Source organism: Niallia sp., from assembly GCF_031978665.1.
Classification (GTDB): Bacteria; Bacillota; Bacilli; order Bacillales; family Cytobacillaceae; genus Niallia.
Genome location: NZ_DALZDK010000032.1, coordinates 1 through 15183 on the forward strand (window position 1 = coordinate 1; position 15183 = coordinate 15183).

At 36.7% G+C, this 15183-nt stretch carries 14 protein-coding genes and 1 other annotated feature; all 14 genes read left to right on the plus strand.

Translation table 11 applies throughout. The features are described from left to right. The first annotated feature begins 425 nt into the window (after positions 1-425). The 14 genes from RTL21_RS16765 to RTL21_RS16830 all read left to right on the plus strand — a co-directional run bounded on the left by RTL21_RS16765 (position 426) and on the right by RTL21_RS16830 (position 15124). On the plus strand, positions 426-887 hold the full coding sequence (locus tag RTL21_RS16765; protein ID WP_312097447.1) for a CtsR family transcriptional regulator: 462 nt from the start codon (positions 426-428) through the stop codon (positions 885-887). Between the two features lie 32 nt (positions 888-919). Next, the gene (gene mcsA / locus RTL21_RS16770) at positions 920-1468 is read left to right on the plus strand and encodes a protein-arginine kinase activator protein McsA (protein WP_312097449.1); all 549 of its coding nucleotides are present in this window, start codon (positions 920-922) and stop codon (positions 1466-1468) included. A 1-nt stretch (position 1469) separates the two neighbouring features. Further along, positions 1470-2537, plus strand: a complete 1068-nt coding sequence (mcsB, locus tag RTL21_RS16775) for a protein-arginine kinase McsB (RefSeq protein ID WP_312097451.1) — start codon at positions 1470-1472, stop codon at positions 2535-2537. A gap of 22 nt (positions 2538-2559) precedes the next feature. After that, positions 2560-5010 carry an ATP-dependent protease ATP-binding subunit ClpC gene (gene clpC / locus RTL21_RS16780; protein ID WP_312097453.1) on the plus strand — a complete coding sequence of 817 codons (2451 nt, stop codon included), beginning with the start codon at positions 2560-2562 and terminating at the stop codon, positions 5008-5010. A 173-nt stretch (positions 5011-5183) separates the two neighbouring features. Beyond that, positions 5184-6563, plus strand: a complete 1380-nt coding sequence (gene radA / locus RTL21_RS16785; RefSeq protein ID WP_312097454.1) for a DNA repair protein RadA — start codon at positions 5184-5186, stop codon at positions 6561-6563. Positions 6564-6949: 386 nt separating this feature from the next. Then, the gene (locus tag RTL21_RS16790; RefSeq protein WP_312097455.1) at positions 6950-8023 is read left to right on the plus strand and encodes a PIN/TRAM domain-containing protein; all 1074 of its coding nucleotides are present in this window, start codon (positions 6950-6952) and stop codon (positions 8021-8023) included. Positions 8024-8040: 17 nt separating this feature from the next. After that, on the plus strand, positions 8041-8724 hold the full coding sequence (gene ispD / locus RTL21_RS16795) for a 2-C-methyl-D-erythritol 4-phosphate cytidylyltransferase (RefSeq protein WP_312097456.1): 684 nt from the start codon (positions 8041-8043) through the stop codon (positions 8722-8724). 48 nt (positions 8725-8772) lie between these two features. After that, positions 8773-9255 (plus strand): 2-C-methyl-D-erythritol 2,4-cyclodiphosphate synthase, encoded by a 483-nt coding sequence (gene ispF, locus RTL21_RS16800; RefSeq protein ID WP_312097457.1) that lies wholly within the window; start codon positions 8773-8775, stop codon positions 9253-9255. Positions 9256-9349: 94 nt separating this feature from the next. Beyond that, positions 9350-10807: a glutamate--tRNA ligase gene (gene gltX / locus RTL21_RS16805; protein WP_312097458.1), complete on the plus strand. Its 1458-nt coding sequence runs from the start codon at positions 9350-9352 to the stop codon at positions 10805-10807. A 42-nt stretch (positions 10808-10849) separates the two neighbouring features. Continuing rightward, positions 10850-11086 (plus strand) — a binding site (T-box leader). Between the two features lie 308 nt (positions 11087-11394). Then, the gene (gene cysE, locus RTL21_RS16810) at positions 11395-12045 is read left to right on the plus strand and encodes a serine O-acetyltransferase (protein ID WP_312097459.1); all 651 of its coding nucleotides are present in this window, start codon (positions 11395-11397) and stop codon (positions 12043-12045) included. Continuing rightward, positions 12045-13445 carry a cysteine--tRNA ligase gene (gene cysS / locus RTL21_RS16815; protein ID WP_312097460.1) on the plus strand — a complete coding sequence of 467 codons (1401 nt, stop codon included), beginning with the start codon at positions 12045-12047 and terminating at the stop codon, positions 13443-13445. The genes cysE and cysS overlap by 1 nt, the downstream gene beginning before the upstream one ends. Before the next feature lie 3 nt (positions 13446-13448). Continuing rightward, positions 13449-13856 carry a Mini-ribonuclease 3 gene (locus RTL21_RS16820; protein WP_312097461.1) on the plus strand — a complete coding sequence of 136 codons (408 nt, stop codon included), beginning with the start codon at positions 13449-13451 and terminating at the stop codon, positions 13854-13856. Between the two features lie 12 nt (positions 13857-13868). Beyond that, a complete protein-coding gene (gene rlmB / locus RTL21_RS16825; RefSeq protein WP_312097462.1) occupies positions 13869-14612 on the plus strand; it encodes a 23S rRNA (guanosine(2251)-2'-O)-methyltransferase RlmB in 744 nt (247 codons plus the stop codon). 2 nt (positions 14613-14614) lie between these two features. Continuing rightward, positions 14615-15124 carry an NYN domain-containing protein gene (locus RTL21_RS16830; RefSeq protein WP_312097463.1) on the plus strand — a complete coding sequence of 170 codons (510 nt, stop codon included), beginning with the start codon at positions 14615-14617 and terminating at the stop codon, positions 15122-15124. Positions 15125-15183: the final 59 nt, after the last annotated feature.

Consider the following 15183-nt stretch of genomic DNA (forward strand, 5'->3'; position numbering starts at 1 on the left):
AGCGCCGATGGTAGTTGGGGGTTCTCCCCCTGTGAGAGTAGGACGTCGCCAGGCTGTCAAAAAGTTCTAAAGGCTTATGCTTTTAGGGCTTTTTTATATTTATTTAGTCTCTATATCTTTTTCGTATTTCCCACAAATGTCTCCTTCCTTTCACTTTGATAAATATAAGCCTACCTTTATTTTTCCTTTATTAACTCAAACTAAGATTCTCCATCTATGAATTATTAAACTTGAAAATTGTGATAAATCCGACTATAGTTAATATAATCTTTATACATACTTCTCTCTTGCATGAAAGAATGATGATAGTAGGTTTGGAATGACTAAAAAATGGGAAAATTAATAAAACGTCTTCCTTGCTAAATATTATTTTTATCATGTATAATTATAGTCAAATATAGTCAAAGTCAGAAGGGGGAGGCTTGGTGAGAAATATTTCGGATATAATTGAGCATTACTTAAAAGAAGTATTAGAAATGAGCGAAAAATCATTAGTGGAAATAAAGCGAAGTGAAATCGCCGATAAGTTTGAATGTGTACCATCGCAAATCAATTATGTAATTAATACTCGTTTCACTATTGAAAAGGGGTATGTAGTTGAAAGCAAACGTGGTGGCGGTGGTTTTATTCGAATTATGAAGGTTCAAACACATGATCATGCCCATTTAATTGATCAATTACTATCCCTTATTCAAAGTCGGATACCTCAAAATAGTGCGGAAGATTTAATTCTTCGACTAGTAGAAGAAGATGTTATTAATAAGCGAGAAGCAAAGATTATGTTAAGTGTAATCGATCGCTCTGTATTATATTTAGAATTACCTTATCGAGATGAATTAAGAGCAAGATTATTAAAGGCGATGTTAACATCATTGAAGTATAAATAACATCCCAGTGTTTAAATTGAGGTGAGAAATATATGATGTGTACTGAGTGTAATCAAAGACCAGCTACTTTACATTTTTCAAAAAATATTAATGGAAAAAAAACGGAGTTTCATCTTTGTGAGCATTGTGCAAAAGAAAATGGCGATATATTTATGATAAATGGCTCATCTGGTTTATCTTTAAATAGTTTATTAGCTGGATTGCTAAATATAGAGCCTAGTTTTCAACACATCACAGAGGATACGTATAAGCGACAACAACCTTTACAGTGTAAAGAGTGTCAGATGACATTTTCCCAATTCAGGAAAATAGGTAAATTAGGATGTCCTCACTGTTATGATACGTTTAAGGAGCAATTGCTGCCATTCATTAAACGATTGCATGGCGGAAATATTGAGCATAAAGGGAAAATTCCAGAACGAATAGGCGGTCATTATCTCATTAAAAAGGAAATTGACCAGTTGCGAGTAGAGCTTAAGGAACTAATTAATAGGGAAGAGTTTGAAAAGGCAGTCATTATTCGTGATGAAATAAAAAATAAGGAAAAACAGTTAACTTCTTTTAATGAGGGAGGGGAGTAACGTGTCTTTAGAAAAATTTATAAGTAAAGCACGGACTTCATGGATGTGTTCCGATGGACCGGAATCTGAGATTGTTCTTACCTCTCGGATTCGATTAGCTAGGAATATACAGGACGTGAAATTTCCTCTTTTATTTTCAAAAGAAGAAGCTGATAATGTGATCCATCAGGTGGAAAGTTCACTATTAAAGCAAACTAGTCAACCTTTTGGTGAGATGGAATTGCTTACGATGAGTGAATTAAATACATTAGAGAAAAGAGTTCTCGTAGAAAAGCATCTAATCAGTCCGCAGCTTGCTGAACAATCTCCTTATGGAGCATCCATTTTATCAGAAAATGAAGAAATAAGCATCATGATTAATGAAGAGGATCATATTCGTATTCAATGTATAAAGCCTGGTCTTCAAATTGTAGAGGCATATAAAGAAGCGGATGCGATTGATGATGTAATAGAAAAAAAGATTAACTATGCTTACCATTTAGAAATAGGATATCTAACAAGCTGTCCTACGAATATTGGAACAGGTTTAAGAGCATCTGTAATGATGCATTTACCAGGAATGGTGTTAACCCAACAAATGAATCGCATTATCCCAGCTATTCAACAGCTTGGCTTGGTAGTTAGAGGAATTTATGGGGAAGGCAGCGAGGCACTTGGAAATATTTTTCAGATTTCCAATCAGATAACTTTAGGTAGGTCTGAAAAAGATATAATTGAAGAACTGAAAAGTGTCGTTACACAGTTAATTGAACAAGAAAAAAGTGCAAGAAATGCATTAGCACAAACCTCTAACATACAATTAGAAGACAGAGTATTCCGTTCCTACGGAATATTATGCAATAGTCGTATTATTGAAACAAGGGAAGCGGCTAAATGTCTATCTGATGTTCGATTAGGTATTGATATGGGATATATTAAAAATATATCGAAAAGTATTCTTAATGAATTAATGATTCTTACCCAGCCAGGGTTTTTACAACTATATGCTGGAGAGCAGATGACTCCAAATGATCGCGATATACGTCGTGCATCCTTAATAAGAGAAAGATTAAAATTGGAAACAGATTAAAGATTCTAAGGAGGATGAAAGTATGATGTTTGGCCGATTTACAGAAAGAGCGCAGAAGGTATTAGCACTTTCCCAGGAAGAAGCAATTCGTTTAGGTCATAATAATATTGGTACAGAGCATATTTTACTTGGGTTAGTCCGTGAAGGGGAAGGAATCGCAGCAAAGGCTCTACAGGCGCTTGGGTTAGGAGCTGAAAAAATCCAAGAGGAAGTAGAAAACTTGATCGGTCGTGGTCAAGATGCAGCACAAACTATTCATTATACGCCAAGAGCTAAGAAAGTTATTGAGCTATCAATGGATGAAGCAAGAAAATTAGGTCATTCTTATGTTGGTACAGAACATATTCTTTTAGGTTTAATTAGAGAAGGAGAAGGGGTAGCTGCTAGAGTTTTAAATAATCTAGGAGTAAGCCTTAATAAAGCCCGCCAACAAGTACTTCAGTTACTTGGCAGTAGTGAGTCGGGAAATCATCCAGGCGGTTCTGCTGCTAGTGCAAATACACCAACACTAGATAGTTTAGCTCGTGATTTAACAGCTATCGCAAGGGAAGGAAGTCTAGACCCTGTTATCGGTAGAAGTAAGGAAATTCAACGTGTTATTGAAGTGTTAAGCAGACGAACAAAGAATAATCCAGTATTAATTGGTGAACCTGGTGTTGGTAAAACAGCTATTGCCGAGGGACTCGCACAACAAATTGTCCAAAATGAAGTTCCGGAAATCTTAAGAGATAAACGCGTGATGACATTAGATATGGGGACAGTTGTTGCTGGTACGAAGTATCGTGGTGAATTCGAAGATCGTTTAAAGAAAGTAATGGATGAAATTCGCCAAGCTGGTAATATTATTCTTTTCATTGATGAGCTGCATACTTTAATTGGTGCAGGTGGGGCGGAAGGAGCTATTGATGCTTCTAATATTCTAAAACCATCTTTAGCTAGAGGTGAGCTGCAATGTATAGGTGCCACTACATTAGATGAATATCGTAAATATATTGAAAAAGACGCAGCTTTAGAAAGAAGATTCCAGCCTATCACTGTAGATGAACCTACTAGTGAAGAATCTATTCAAATTTTAAAGGGCTTAAGAGATAGATATGAAGCACATCATCGTGTTTCCATTACAGACGAAGCAATTGATGCAGCTGTAAAATTATCTGATCGCTATATTTCTGATCGTTTCTTACCAGATAAAGCAATTGATTTAATTGATGAGGCTGGTTCTAAGGTTCGATTAAGATCCTATACAACACCACCTAATTTAAAAGAGTTAGAAGTGAAGTTAGAGGAGGTTCGTAAAGAGAAGGATGCTTCTGTTCAGAGTCAGGAATTTGAGAAGGCTGCATCTTTACGAGATACAGAACAAAGATTAAGAGAACAATTAGAAGAGACGAAGAAGAACTGGAAAGAGAAGCAAGGGCAGGAAAATACAGAAGTAACAGTGGAAGATATAGCGAGTGTTGTCTCAAGTTGGACTGGAATCCCTGTATCTAAGCTTGCACAAACAGAAACCGATAAGTTGTTAAACATGGAGAATATTCTTCATAATCGAGTAATTGGTCAAGAAGAAGCAGTAATTGCTATTTCTAAAGCGGTAAGACGTGCTAGAGCTGGATTGAAAGATCCAAAGAGACCGATTGGATCCTTTATTTTCCTTGGTCCAACTGGAGTAGGTAAAACGGAGCTTGCTCGTGCACTTGCGGAGTCTATGTTTGGGGATGAAGATGCAATGATTCGTATCGATATGTCTGAATATATGGAGAAGCACTCCACTTCAAGATTAGTAGGATCTCCTCCAGGGTATGTTGGATATGAAGAAGGCGGACAATTGACGGAGAAGGTAAGAAGAAAACCATATTCTGTCGTACTTTTAGATGAAATTGAGAAGGCGCATCCAGATGTATTTAATATCCTACTTCAAGTGCTAGAAGATGGCCGTTTAACAGATTCGAAAGGAAGAACCGTTGATTTCCGTAATACTGTTTTAATTATGACTTCTAATGTTGGTGCTTCGGCGTTAAAACAGAATAAATATGTTGGTTTCAACGTACAAGATGGAGACCAAGATTATAAAGATATGAAGGGTAAAGTGATGGAAGAGCTAAAAAGAGCTTTCCGTCCAGAGTTCTTAAACCGGATCGATGAGACAATTGTTTTCCATGCATTAGAGAAGAAACATTTAAAGGAAATTGTTACTTTAATGGCGGATCAGTTAGTTAAACGCCTATCAGAGCAGGATATTCAACTAACTATTACAGAAGCTGCAAAAGATAAAATTGCAGAAGAAGGCTATGATCCGGAATATGGAGCAAGACCGCTTCGTCGTGCTATACAAAAGCATGTAGAGGATCGATTATCTGAGGAACTCCTAAAAGGAACAGTATTAACTGGTCAACAAATAGAATTAGATGTAGAAAATGGTGAGTTCACTGTGAAGGTAAATGGTGCAGAACCAGCAGTGAATCTCCAAAAATAAAGAATAAAACATTTTATATAAGTGACACACGTAATACATCTTTACGTGTGTCACTTCTTTATTTAATATAATATAGATAAAAAAAGTTAACCGTCTAAGTATTTAGGAGCAAACTAGGAATACATACCATTTAGATGGGGAAATTAGTAAATGAAAGGAAATGGGGGCTGAATATGGCCAAGAGGAAAACAAAATTTCTTTGTCAGGATTGCGGATATGAATCGGCAAAATGGATGGGGAAATGCCCAGGTTGTGGCAACTGGAATACGATGGTGGAAGAAGTAGAGAAAAGCGCTGTTCAAAGAAAAGGAGCGTTCGCTCACTCAGCAGCCAGCACGATTGCTGCAAAGCCTATTCCTATTACAAGTATTGAAACCGTTAATGAACCTAGAATTTATACCGATTTAATCGAACTAAACCGTGTACTTGGGGGAGGGATTGTTCGTGGTTCACTGGTACTAATAGGTGGAGATCCAGGAATAGGGAAGTCGACACTTCTTTTACAAGTTTCCTCTCAATTAGCACAGAAAAAACACTCTGTATTGTACGTGTCTGGGGAGGAATCTCAGAAGCAAACGAAATTAAGGGCGGATCGTTTAGGCGTAGTCTCTGATCATTTACTTGTTTATTCAGAAACAAATCTAGAGGAGATAAGTAGAACAATTGAAAATACGAATGTAGAGTTTGTCGTTATTGACTCTATTCAAACAATCTATCATCCTGAAGTTACTTCAGCGCCTGGAAGTGTTTCTCAAGTTAGAGAATGTACAGCAGAATTAATGCGAATTGGCAAAACAAAAGGAATAGCGATCTTCATTGTAGGGCATGTAACAAAGGAGGGCTCTATTGCAGGACCGAGATTGTTAGAGCATATGGTTGATACGGTGTTGTATTTCGAAGGAGAAAGGCATCATACATATCGCATTTTGCGAGCAGTAAAGAACCGTTTTGGCTCTACCAATGAGATGGGGATTTTTGAGATGAAAGAATTTGGGTTGGAAGAAGTAGAAAATCCATCAGAAATTTTTCTTGAAGAACGTTCCCAAGGTGCTGCGGGTTCTACGGTTGTTGCTTCAATGGAGGGGACGAGACCTGTTCTTGTTGAAATTCAAGCATTGATTTCACCGACTAGCTTCGGAAACCCACGGAGGATGGCAACCGGGATAGATCATAACAGAGTCCCTCTTTTAATGGCGGTATTAGAAAAAAGAGTAGGAATGTTGTTGCAGAATCAGGATGCCTATCTAAAGGTAGCTGGTGGTGTAAAACTAGATGAGCCTGCTATCGATTTAGCGATAGCGGTCAGTATTGCCTCAAGCTTTAGAGATAAACCGACTAAAGCAACGGATTGTATTATAGGAGAAGTTGGATTAACGGGAGAAGTTAGGCGAGTTTCGCGTATCGAGCAAAGAGTACAAGAGGCTGCAAAACTAGGGTTTGAACGTGTTATTGTTCCATCCAATAATTTAAGCGGCCTAAAGGTTCCAAAAGGAATTGAAGTTGTTGGGGTGAATACAGTAGCAGAAGCATTAAAAGCTGCTTTGGACCATTAATGTAGAAAAATACATTGATGTGAATTTTTAGTTGTGTTAAAATTGAATGTTTATTAATTTGACACAGATTTATTTTTAATGCTAATCTAGTTTTATTAAATAAAAAATAGGTATTTTTCTCTTTGTCTGTGTTATATTTCCATTTTATTGCGAGAATTTATACCTTTTTCTATGTACCTTTCTATTAAAAGCTTAATTGACAGTTGCACATAAAAAGTATATTATTTCCTGCGCAATGGGAGAGGTTCTTATCATTCTTAACACTAGTATTGGACATAGTCATCATATCTATAAAAATAACTTTTTCATTACAAATAAAAAATTCCTGTAATATTAGGTTTCAAAACTGGGAATTTGTTTATAATGTGAAAGAGGAGGTGGAAGTATTGTTAAAACGCATTGTTCAAATTTGTTTTTTAATTATTGGAGGAACAATAGGATTTTTATTTATTCCTGATTTATTCTCGGTAATGTCTATCGATCATGATCTTATTAATAACGCATATGTGTCAACAATACTTGGTGCCATTATTTTTTATCTTATTACTTTTTGGGCGATTGATTATATTGTTAACTTTATCAAGTTTTTGGAAGAATCGATTGTAAAGGCGCCAATAACGGATATTATTTTTGGTAGTCTTGGAATAGGATTTGGGTTAACTTTAGCCTTTTTAGTAGGGTATGCATTAACGTCTGTTCCGGTGCTTAATACGGTCGCACCAATCCTTTTATCATTACTTTTTGGATATTTAGGCTTTCAAGTTGGGTTTAAGAAGAGAGATGAACTATTGACCCTCTTCACAGCAAGAAAGAAAAAAGTAGTGGAAGAAGAACCCATAAAAGCTGAGAAAAGTAATTTAAAAATATTGGATACTAGTGTTATTATTGATGGAAGAATTGCTGATATCTGTCAAACAGGGTTTCTGGAGGGCACAATTGTTATTCCTCAATTTGTTCTTGGAGAACTTCAGCATATAGCTGATTCATCTGATGCGCTTAAACGTAACCGAGGAAGAAGAGGTTTAGATATTCTTAATCGGATACAAGGAGAATTAGCGATTAAAGTGGAAATTTATGAAGGTGATTTTGAAGATATCACAGAAGTAGATAGTAAACTAGTTAAACTAGCTAAAATAACAAATGGTGTTGTGGTAACGAATGATTTCAACTTAAATAAAGTTTGTGAACTGCAGAAAGTTGCTGTTCTTAATATTAATGATTTGGCAAATGCTGTAAAACCAGTTGTTCTTCCAGGGGAAGAGATGAAAATTCAAATTATCAAAGATGGGAAAGAGCATAATCAAGGCGTTGCATATTTAGATGATGGTACAATGATTGTAGTAGAAGAAGGTCGCAATTATATTGGAAAGCATATTGATGTACTTGTAACAAGTGTTTTACAGACATCTGCAGGTCGAATGATTTTTGCTAAACCAAAATTATTAGAAAAAGCATTGTAAGAATAGGGGTTAGTTACATGACTTATGAAGTCATTATTCCGGCAGCAGGACAAGGAAAACGAATGGGACTAGGGAAAAACAAACTGTTTCTTGAGTTAGATTGTTTACCAGTATTTATTCATACCTTAATTGTTTTCGAAAATGATCCAAACTGTAATGGAATCTGGTTGGTAGTTAGTTCAGATGATAAAAAAGAAATGAATGAACTAGTACAGAAATATGAGATTACGAAAGTTAATGCCCTGATCGAAGGGGGCAAAGAAAGACAACACAGTGTTTACCATGCAGTGAAAGAAATTCAGGATGATACAATTGTTCTTGTTCATGATGCGGCGAGACCTTTTATTGAAACAAATCAAATAGCTAGATTGATAAAGGTTGCAGAAGAAAGCGGCGCAGCTGTTTTAGCAGTACCAATTAAAGATACTGTCAAAAAGATCGATGGTGATTTGGTAGTGGAAACAGTTGAGCGTTCAAGCTTGTGGGCTATTCAGACCCCACAAGCTTTTCGCATTTCTGTTTTAAAAGAAGCACATGAAAAAGCAGTGGTAGATACATATATAGGAACAGATGATGCTAGTTTGGTGGAACGATTAGGACAAGCTGTGCACATTGTAGAAGGAAACTATGACAATATTAAATTAACGACACCAGAAGATTTATACTTTGCTGAAGCGATTGTGGCGAAGCGAAAAAAATAGTTGGTTTTTTCATATTACATGGGAATAAATAGAATGGAGGACTTGAAGATGTTTCGGATAGGACAAGGGTTTGATGTTCATCAATTAGTAAGTGGAAGGCCCCTTATTATTGGAGGAATAGAAATACCATATGAAAAAGGACTACTAGGACACTCTGATGCGGATGTTTTATTACATACGATTGCAGATGCCTGTTTAGGAGCTATTGGAGAAGGCGATATTGGGAAGCACTTTCCGGATACGGATGAAGCATTTAAAGACGCCGATTCGGCAAAACTACTGCAGCATGTATGGCAAATTGTAAAGGAAAAAGGCTACAAATTAGTTAATGCTGATTGTACGATTATGGCACAGCAGCCTAAAATGGCACCCCATATCAAAGCCATGCAAGCAAGAATTGCAGAATTGCTTGAAACAGAGCAGGAAAATGTAAATGTAAAAGCTACAACTACAGAAAAATTAGGGTTTACTGGAAGAGGAGAAGGGATTGCTTCTCAAGCAGTTGTATTGCTCCAAAAAAGAAATGTATAAATGATGAGATTTATAAGGGCGCAAACCTTTTAAAGGAAAAAGCAAAGTGATAGAATAGATTAGAAAAAGCGTAAGTAATCAAGGAGGCACAAGCATGTCTAACGAAATTCGTGTTCGTTATGCTCCAAGTCCAACAGGACATCTGCATATTGGGAATGCGCGTACAGCATTATTTAATTATTTATTTGCACGCAGTAAAGGCGGAAAGTTTATCATCCGCATTGAAGATACGGATAAAAAAAGAAATATTCAAGGCGGAGAAGAAAGCCAATTGAAATATTTGAAATGGCTTGGAATGGACTGGGATGAAAGTACGGATGTTGGTGGAGAATATGGTCCATATCGTCAGTCTGAAAGAAATGATATTTACAAAAAGTACTATACGGAATTATTGGAAAAAGGTCTTGCTTACAAGTGTTATTGTACGGAAGAAGAAATTGAAGCAGAAAGAGAAGAGCAAGTAAGTAAAGGAGAAACACCTAAGTATTCTGGGAAATGCCGTCACTTAACAAAGGAACAGCAAGAAAAACTAGAAGCAGAAGGAAGACAGCCTAGCATTCGAATTCGAGTTCCTGAAAATGTTGTTTATGAATTTAATGATATGGTTAAAGGTGACGTTTCTTTTGAATCCGAAACAATTGGCGATTATGTCATTGTTAAAAAGGATGGTACTCCAACATACAATTTCGCTGTAACAATTGATGATTATTTAATGGATATTACCCATGTTTTACGTGGAGATGATCATATTACAAATACACCGAAACAATTGATGATATATGATGCTTTTGGTTGGGAAAGACCAGTATTTGGACATATGACTTTAATTGTTAATGAAAGCAGAAAGAAATTGAGTAAGCGTGATGAATCGATTATTCAATTCATTGAGCAATATGAAGAACTTGGTTATTTACCTGAAGCATTATTCAATTTTATTGCTTTGTTAGGGTGGTCTCCAGAGGGAGAAGAAGAAATATTCTCTGTAGAAGAGTTTATCCGTATTTTTGATCCGGCTAGATTGTCTAAATCTCCAGCGTTGTTTGACCAAAATAAGTTAGCTTGGATGAATAATCAATATATTAAAAAGGCAGACCTAGAAACGGTTGTTCGTCTAGCTATTCCTCATTTAAAGAAAGCTGGTTTAGTAAGTGAGAGCCGTTCGGCTGAAGAAGAGGCATGGGTAAATAATCTGGTTGGTTTATATCAAGAGCAAATGAGCTGTGGAGCAGATATTGTTACCTTATCTACTTTATTCTTCAGTGATGAAATCCAATACGATGAAGAAGCAAAAGAAGTTTTAGCTGGTGAACAGGTTCCTGCTGTAGTAATAGCCTTTAAAGAAGCGTTAGCTGAAATGTCAGAATGGAGTGCGGATCAGATAAAGGCTGCTATAAAAGTAGTTCAAAAGGCTACTGGCCAAAAAGGCAAAAACTTATTTATGCCGATTCGAGTGGCTACAACTGGTCAAACTCATGGTCCTGATTTACCAAAAGCAATTGAGCTATTAGGAAAAGAAAAAATTGATGCGAGATTAACTGCATTAATTAGTTAACATTTCTGGGAAAGTGTAATATAGTAATAGGAAAGCTATATAGAAAAATCGTAGACGAGGAAAAGTAAAAAAGGAGAAACTTATTAGAGAGAATCATCACCAGGCTGAAAGTGATTCAAGTAACCTCTTTTTTGAAGTGCGCCTCAGAGTCCTGTATCGAAATGAATGGTTTATTAGTAGATAGAGGCGGAACCTATCCGTTAACAGGGATGAGTGGAGATTATTGCGCGGAGCAGTAATCTAAACAGAGTGGAACCGCGCCCTAAAAGCGTCTCTGTCTTTTTAGACAGAGGCGCTTTTTATATGGATTTGTAAATTGCTATCCGATAGAAGTAAGAACTAATTTGCTTTTTTGAGAGGGAATGTTTACCTTGTGGTTTAGCTTACTTGAGCAGTATCTATTTGAGGAACTGTGTAAAATTTAAATCCCAATCCTAATTATAACTTTTAGAAGGAAAGCTGATTTTTTCTCATGTATAAAGATAGATAGATGTTTATAGGGAAACGAAGATAAAGGGGATCATACTTTATTAAAGGAGTATGGTTGATAGAAGCAGAATATAGTCGCAAATGGGGGGGAGATTAGTATGTTTCGGCGCATAAAAGAGGACATAGCTGTTGTGTTTGAACAAGATCCTGCTGCAAGAAGCTCATTAGAGGTTATTCTAACCTATTCAGGGGTGCATGCCATATGGTTTCATCGAATTGCTCATTTTTTATTTAGACATAAAAGATTCTTTCTAGCTCGAGTCACCTCACAATTTAGCCGCTTTCTAACGGGTATTGAAATACATCCAGGGGCAAAAATTGGTAATCGACTGTTTATTGATCATGGAATGGGTGTTGTTATAGGGGAAACATGTGAAATAGGGGATAATGTTACCATTTTTCAGGGAGTAACGCTTGGTGGAACGGGAAAAGAAAAAGGAAAAAGGCATCCGACCGTTAAAGATAACGCACTTATTGCTTCTGGTGCCAAAGTTTTAGGATCCATTGTTATTGGAGAAAATGCCAAAATAGGTGCTGGATCAGTTGTGCTTAAAGACGTACCGGCAAATTCAACAGTAGTAGGTATTCCAGGAAGAGTTAAAGTGCAAGATGGTATTAAAATAAAGAAGGATTTAAACCATTGTGATTTACCAGATCCAATTGCTGATCGACTAAAAGAAATGGAATTGGAAATTACTCAATTACGAGAACAACTAAAAGAATTACAGGAAGAAAGGAGTTATAAGTAATGCCTATTCAAATATATAACACATTAACAAGAGCAAAGGAGGACTTTGTTCCACTTGAAGAGGGAAAAGTAAAAATGTATGTGTGTGGACCAACAGTCTATAACTATATTCATATTGGAAATGCACGACCTGCAATTGTTTTTGATACAGTTCGCCGCTATCTAGAGTTTCGTGGTTATGATGTACAATACGTATCCAATTTTACCGACGTGGATGATAAGCTAATTAAAGCAGCAAATGAACTTGGAGAAACAGTGCCAGTTATCGCTGATCGCTTCATCAATGCATATTTTGAAGATGTTTCCGCATTGGGTTGCAAAAAGGCTGATGCCCATCCGCGTGTAACAGAGAATATGGATATTATTATTGAGTTTATTGCTGCCTTAGTGGCAAAGGGAATTGCTTATGAGTCAGAAGGGGATGTCTATTATCATACAAGAGCTTTTGATGGATATGGAAAGCTTTCTCATCAATCCATTGATGAACTACGCTCAGGTGCTAGAATTGCAGTTGGAGAGAAAAAACAAGATTCATTAGATTTTGCTCTATGGAAAAAGGCGAAAGATGGCGAGATTTTTTGGGATAGTCCTTGGGGTCAGGGGCGTCCGGGCTGGCATATTGAGTGCTCTGCAATGGTCCGCAAATATTTAGGAGATACAATTGATATCCATGCAGGCGGGCAGGATTTGGCATTTCCCCATCATGAAAATGAAATTGCCCAATCTGAAGCATTAACAGGAAAAACTTTTGCTAATTATTGGATGCATAATGGTTATATTAATATCGATAATGAGAAGATGTCCAAATCCCTTGGGAATTTTATTACGGTAAACGATATTATTAAAATTCATGATCCACAAGTGCTACGATTCTTTATGCTTTCTGTGCACTATCGCAATCCGATTAACTATAGTGAAGAAGTATTGGAAAATACGAGAGCTGGATTAGAAAGAATTCGCACTTCCTATGAAAATTTAAAGCATCGTAGCACGGCAAGCACGGATCTTACCGATACCAATGATGAATGGTTGACAAAAATAAAGGAGCTTCGTCAACAATTTGTTGAAAGTATGGACGATGATTTTAATACAGCGAATGGTATTTCTGTTCTTTTTGAATTATCGAAGCAAGCAAATTATTACCTATTAGAAAAAACAACATCACCTGCTGTTATTCATGCTTTTATGAAAGAATTTGAAGAATTATTTGCGGTGCTGGGTCTATCTTTATCTGCTAATGAGGAATTATTAGATGAGGAAATAGAAGCGTTGATCGTAAAAAGAACGCAAGCAAGAAAGGATAGAAACTTTGCACTTGCTGATCAAATTAGAGATCAATTAAAGGCAATGAATATTATTTTAGAAGACACAGCACAAGGGATACGATGGAAAAGAGGGTAAAAGATGCTTCTCTATGATAAAAAAGTAGATGAAAAGCAATTGAACAGCCTTGCCCTTGCCTATATGGGCGATGCTGTTCTTGAAATATATGTAAGAAGACATTTGTTATATAGTGGAAAAGTGAAACCGAATCAGCTGCATAGGGAAGCGACTAGATACGTTTCCGCTAAAGGACAAGCAAAGGTAGTGCATTTCCTCCTTGAAAAGGAATTTTTTTCAGAAGAGGAAATAGCAGTATTGAAGAGAGGAAGAAATGCCAAATCAGGCACGGTTCCTAAAAATACAGATGTACAGACTTATCGATATAGTACTGGATTTGAAGCAGTATTAGGTTATTTATATTTAGCGAAGAAGGAAGAGCGACTTGAGGAAATTATCAAGGCAGCTTTTTCTGTCATTGAAAGCAAATAGGAGGAGCAAAAAGTGTCAAGTGACTTTATAGTTGGAAAAAATGCAGTAATTGAAGCGTTGAAATCAGAAAGAGATGTAAATAAAATACTCATTGCCGAAGGTTCCCAAAAAGGACAAATGCAAACAGTGATTGGTTTAGCTAAAGAGGCAAATGTATTAATTCAATTTGTTCCTAAAAAGAAATTGGATAGCTTAGTAGATGCGAATCATCAAGGGGTGGTAGCGCAAGTGGCTGCCTATCAATATGCGGAGATAGACGATTTGTTTGCTTTAGCAGAAAAGAAGGAAGAAACTCCTTTTTTCTTATTGCTTGATGAAATTGAGGATCCCCACAATTTAGGGTCAATCATGAGAACTGCTGATGCAGTAGGCGCTCATGGAATTATTATTCCGCGGAGAAGAGCGGTAGGATTAACGGCGACAGTTGCCAAAGCTTCTACAGGTGCCATTGAGCATATTCCAGTAGTACGAGTAACAAATATGGCAAGGACGATAGATGAACTTAAAACGAGAGGGATTTGGATTGCAGGAACAGATGCAAAAGGAAGTGAAGATTATCGTAGATTTGATGGAACGATGCCATTAGGATTAGTGATTGGAAGTGAAGGGAAAGGCATGGGAAGGTTGATTAAAGAAAAATGTGATTTCCTTATTCATTTACCTATGGCTGGTGCTGTCACTTCTTTAAATGCTTCTGTTGCAGCCGCACTTTTAATGTATGAGGTATATCGGAAACGCCATCCACTTGAGGGATAATAATGGATATTCTTATTGTCGACGGATATAACATTATTGGAGCATGGCCAGAATTAAATGTGCTGAAAAATAAAGATCTGGCAGCTGCAAGGGATGCTTTGGTAAGTAAAATGGCGGAGTATCAGGGATATTCAGGATACCGGGTAATTGTTGTTTTTGATGCCTATTATGTGAAAGGCACAGAGAAAAAGTACAAAGATTACAAAGTAGAAGTCATTTTTACTCGTGAAAATGAAACAGCTGATGAACGGATCGAAAAGCTAGCAATTGAGCTAAATAACAGAAAAACACAGATACATGTTGCGACATCAGATTTTACGGAACAGTGGGCTATTTTTGGACAAGGTGCTCTACGGAAATCAGCTAGAGAATTATGGATAGAGATGGGCGGAATGGAGCAGGAGATTGGGAAAAAAGTAAAAAAAATCAAAGAAAAAAAACCTGTTGCTAAGATTCCGCTTTCAAGAGAAGTAGAAGAAATTTTCGAAAAATGGCGCCGTGGAGAAAAATGAGTTGTTGACGCTCAAAAAAAAGCTAGAGTATAATGGATTTATCCATGATTGCACGGTCG

Bases quoted from the DNA above. Each gene is read 5' to 3' on its own strand.
- mcsA (WP_312097449.1), top strand. From the start codon at position 920: ATGATGTGTACTGAGTGTAATCAAAGACCAGCTACTTTACATTTTTCA.
- clpC (WP_312097453.1), top strand. From the start codon at position 2,560: ATGATGTTTGGCCGATTTACAGAAAGAGCGCAGAAGGTATTAGCACTT.
- radA (WP_312097454.1), top strand. From the start codon at position 5,184: ATGGCCAAGAGGAAAACAAAATTTCTTTGTCAGGATTGCGGATATGAA.
- ispD (WP_312097456.1), top strand. From the start codon at position 8,041: ATGACTTATGAAGTCATTATTCCGGCAGCAGGACAAGGAAAACGAATG.
- ispF (WP_312097457.1), top strand. From the start codon at position 8,773: ATGTTTCGGATAGGACAAGGGTTTGATGTTCATCAATTAGTAAGTGGA.
- gltX (WP_312097458.1), top strand. From the start codon at position 9,350: ATGTCTAACGAAATTCGTGTTCGTTATGCTCCAAGTCCAACAGGACAT.
- cysE (WP_312097459.1), top strand. From the start codon at position 11,395: ATGTTTCGGCGCATAAAAGAGGACATAGCTGTTGTGTTTGAACAAGAT.
- cysS (WP_312097460.1), top strand. From the start codon at position 12,045: ATGCCTATTCAAATATATAACACATTAACAAGAGCAAAGGAGGACTTT.
- RTL21_RS16820 (WP_312097461.1), top strand. From the start codon at position 13,449: ATGCTTCTCTATGATAAAAAAGTAGATGAAAAGCAATTGAACAGCCTT.
- RTL21_RS16830 (WP_312097463.1), top strand. From the start codon at position 14,615: ATGGATATTCTTATTGTCGACGGATATAACATTATTGGAGCATGGCCA.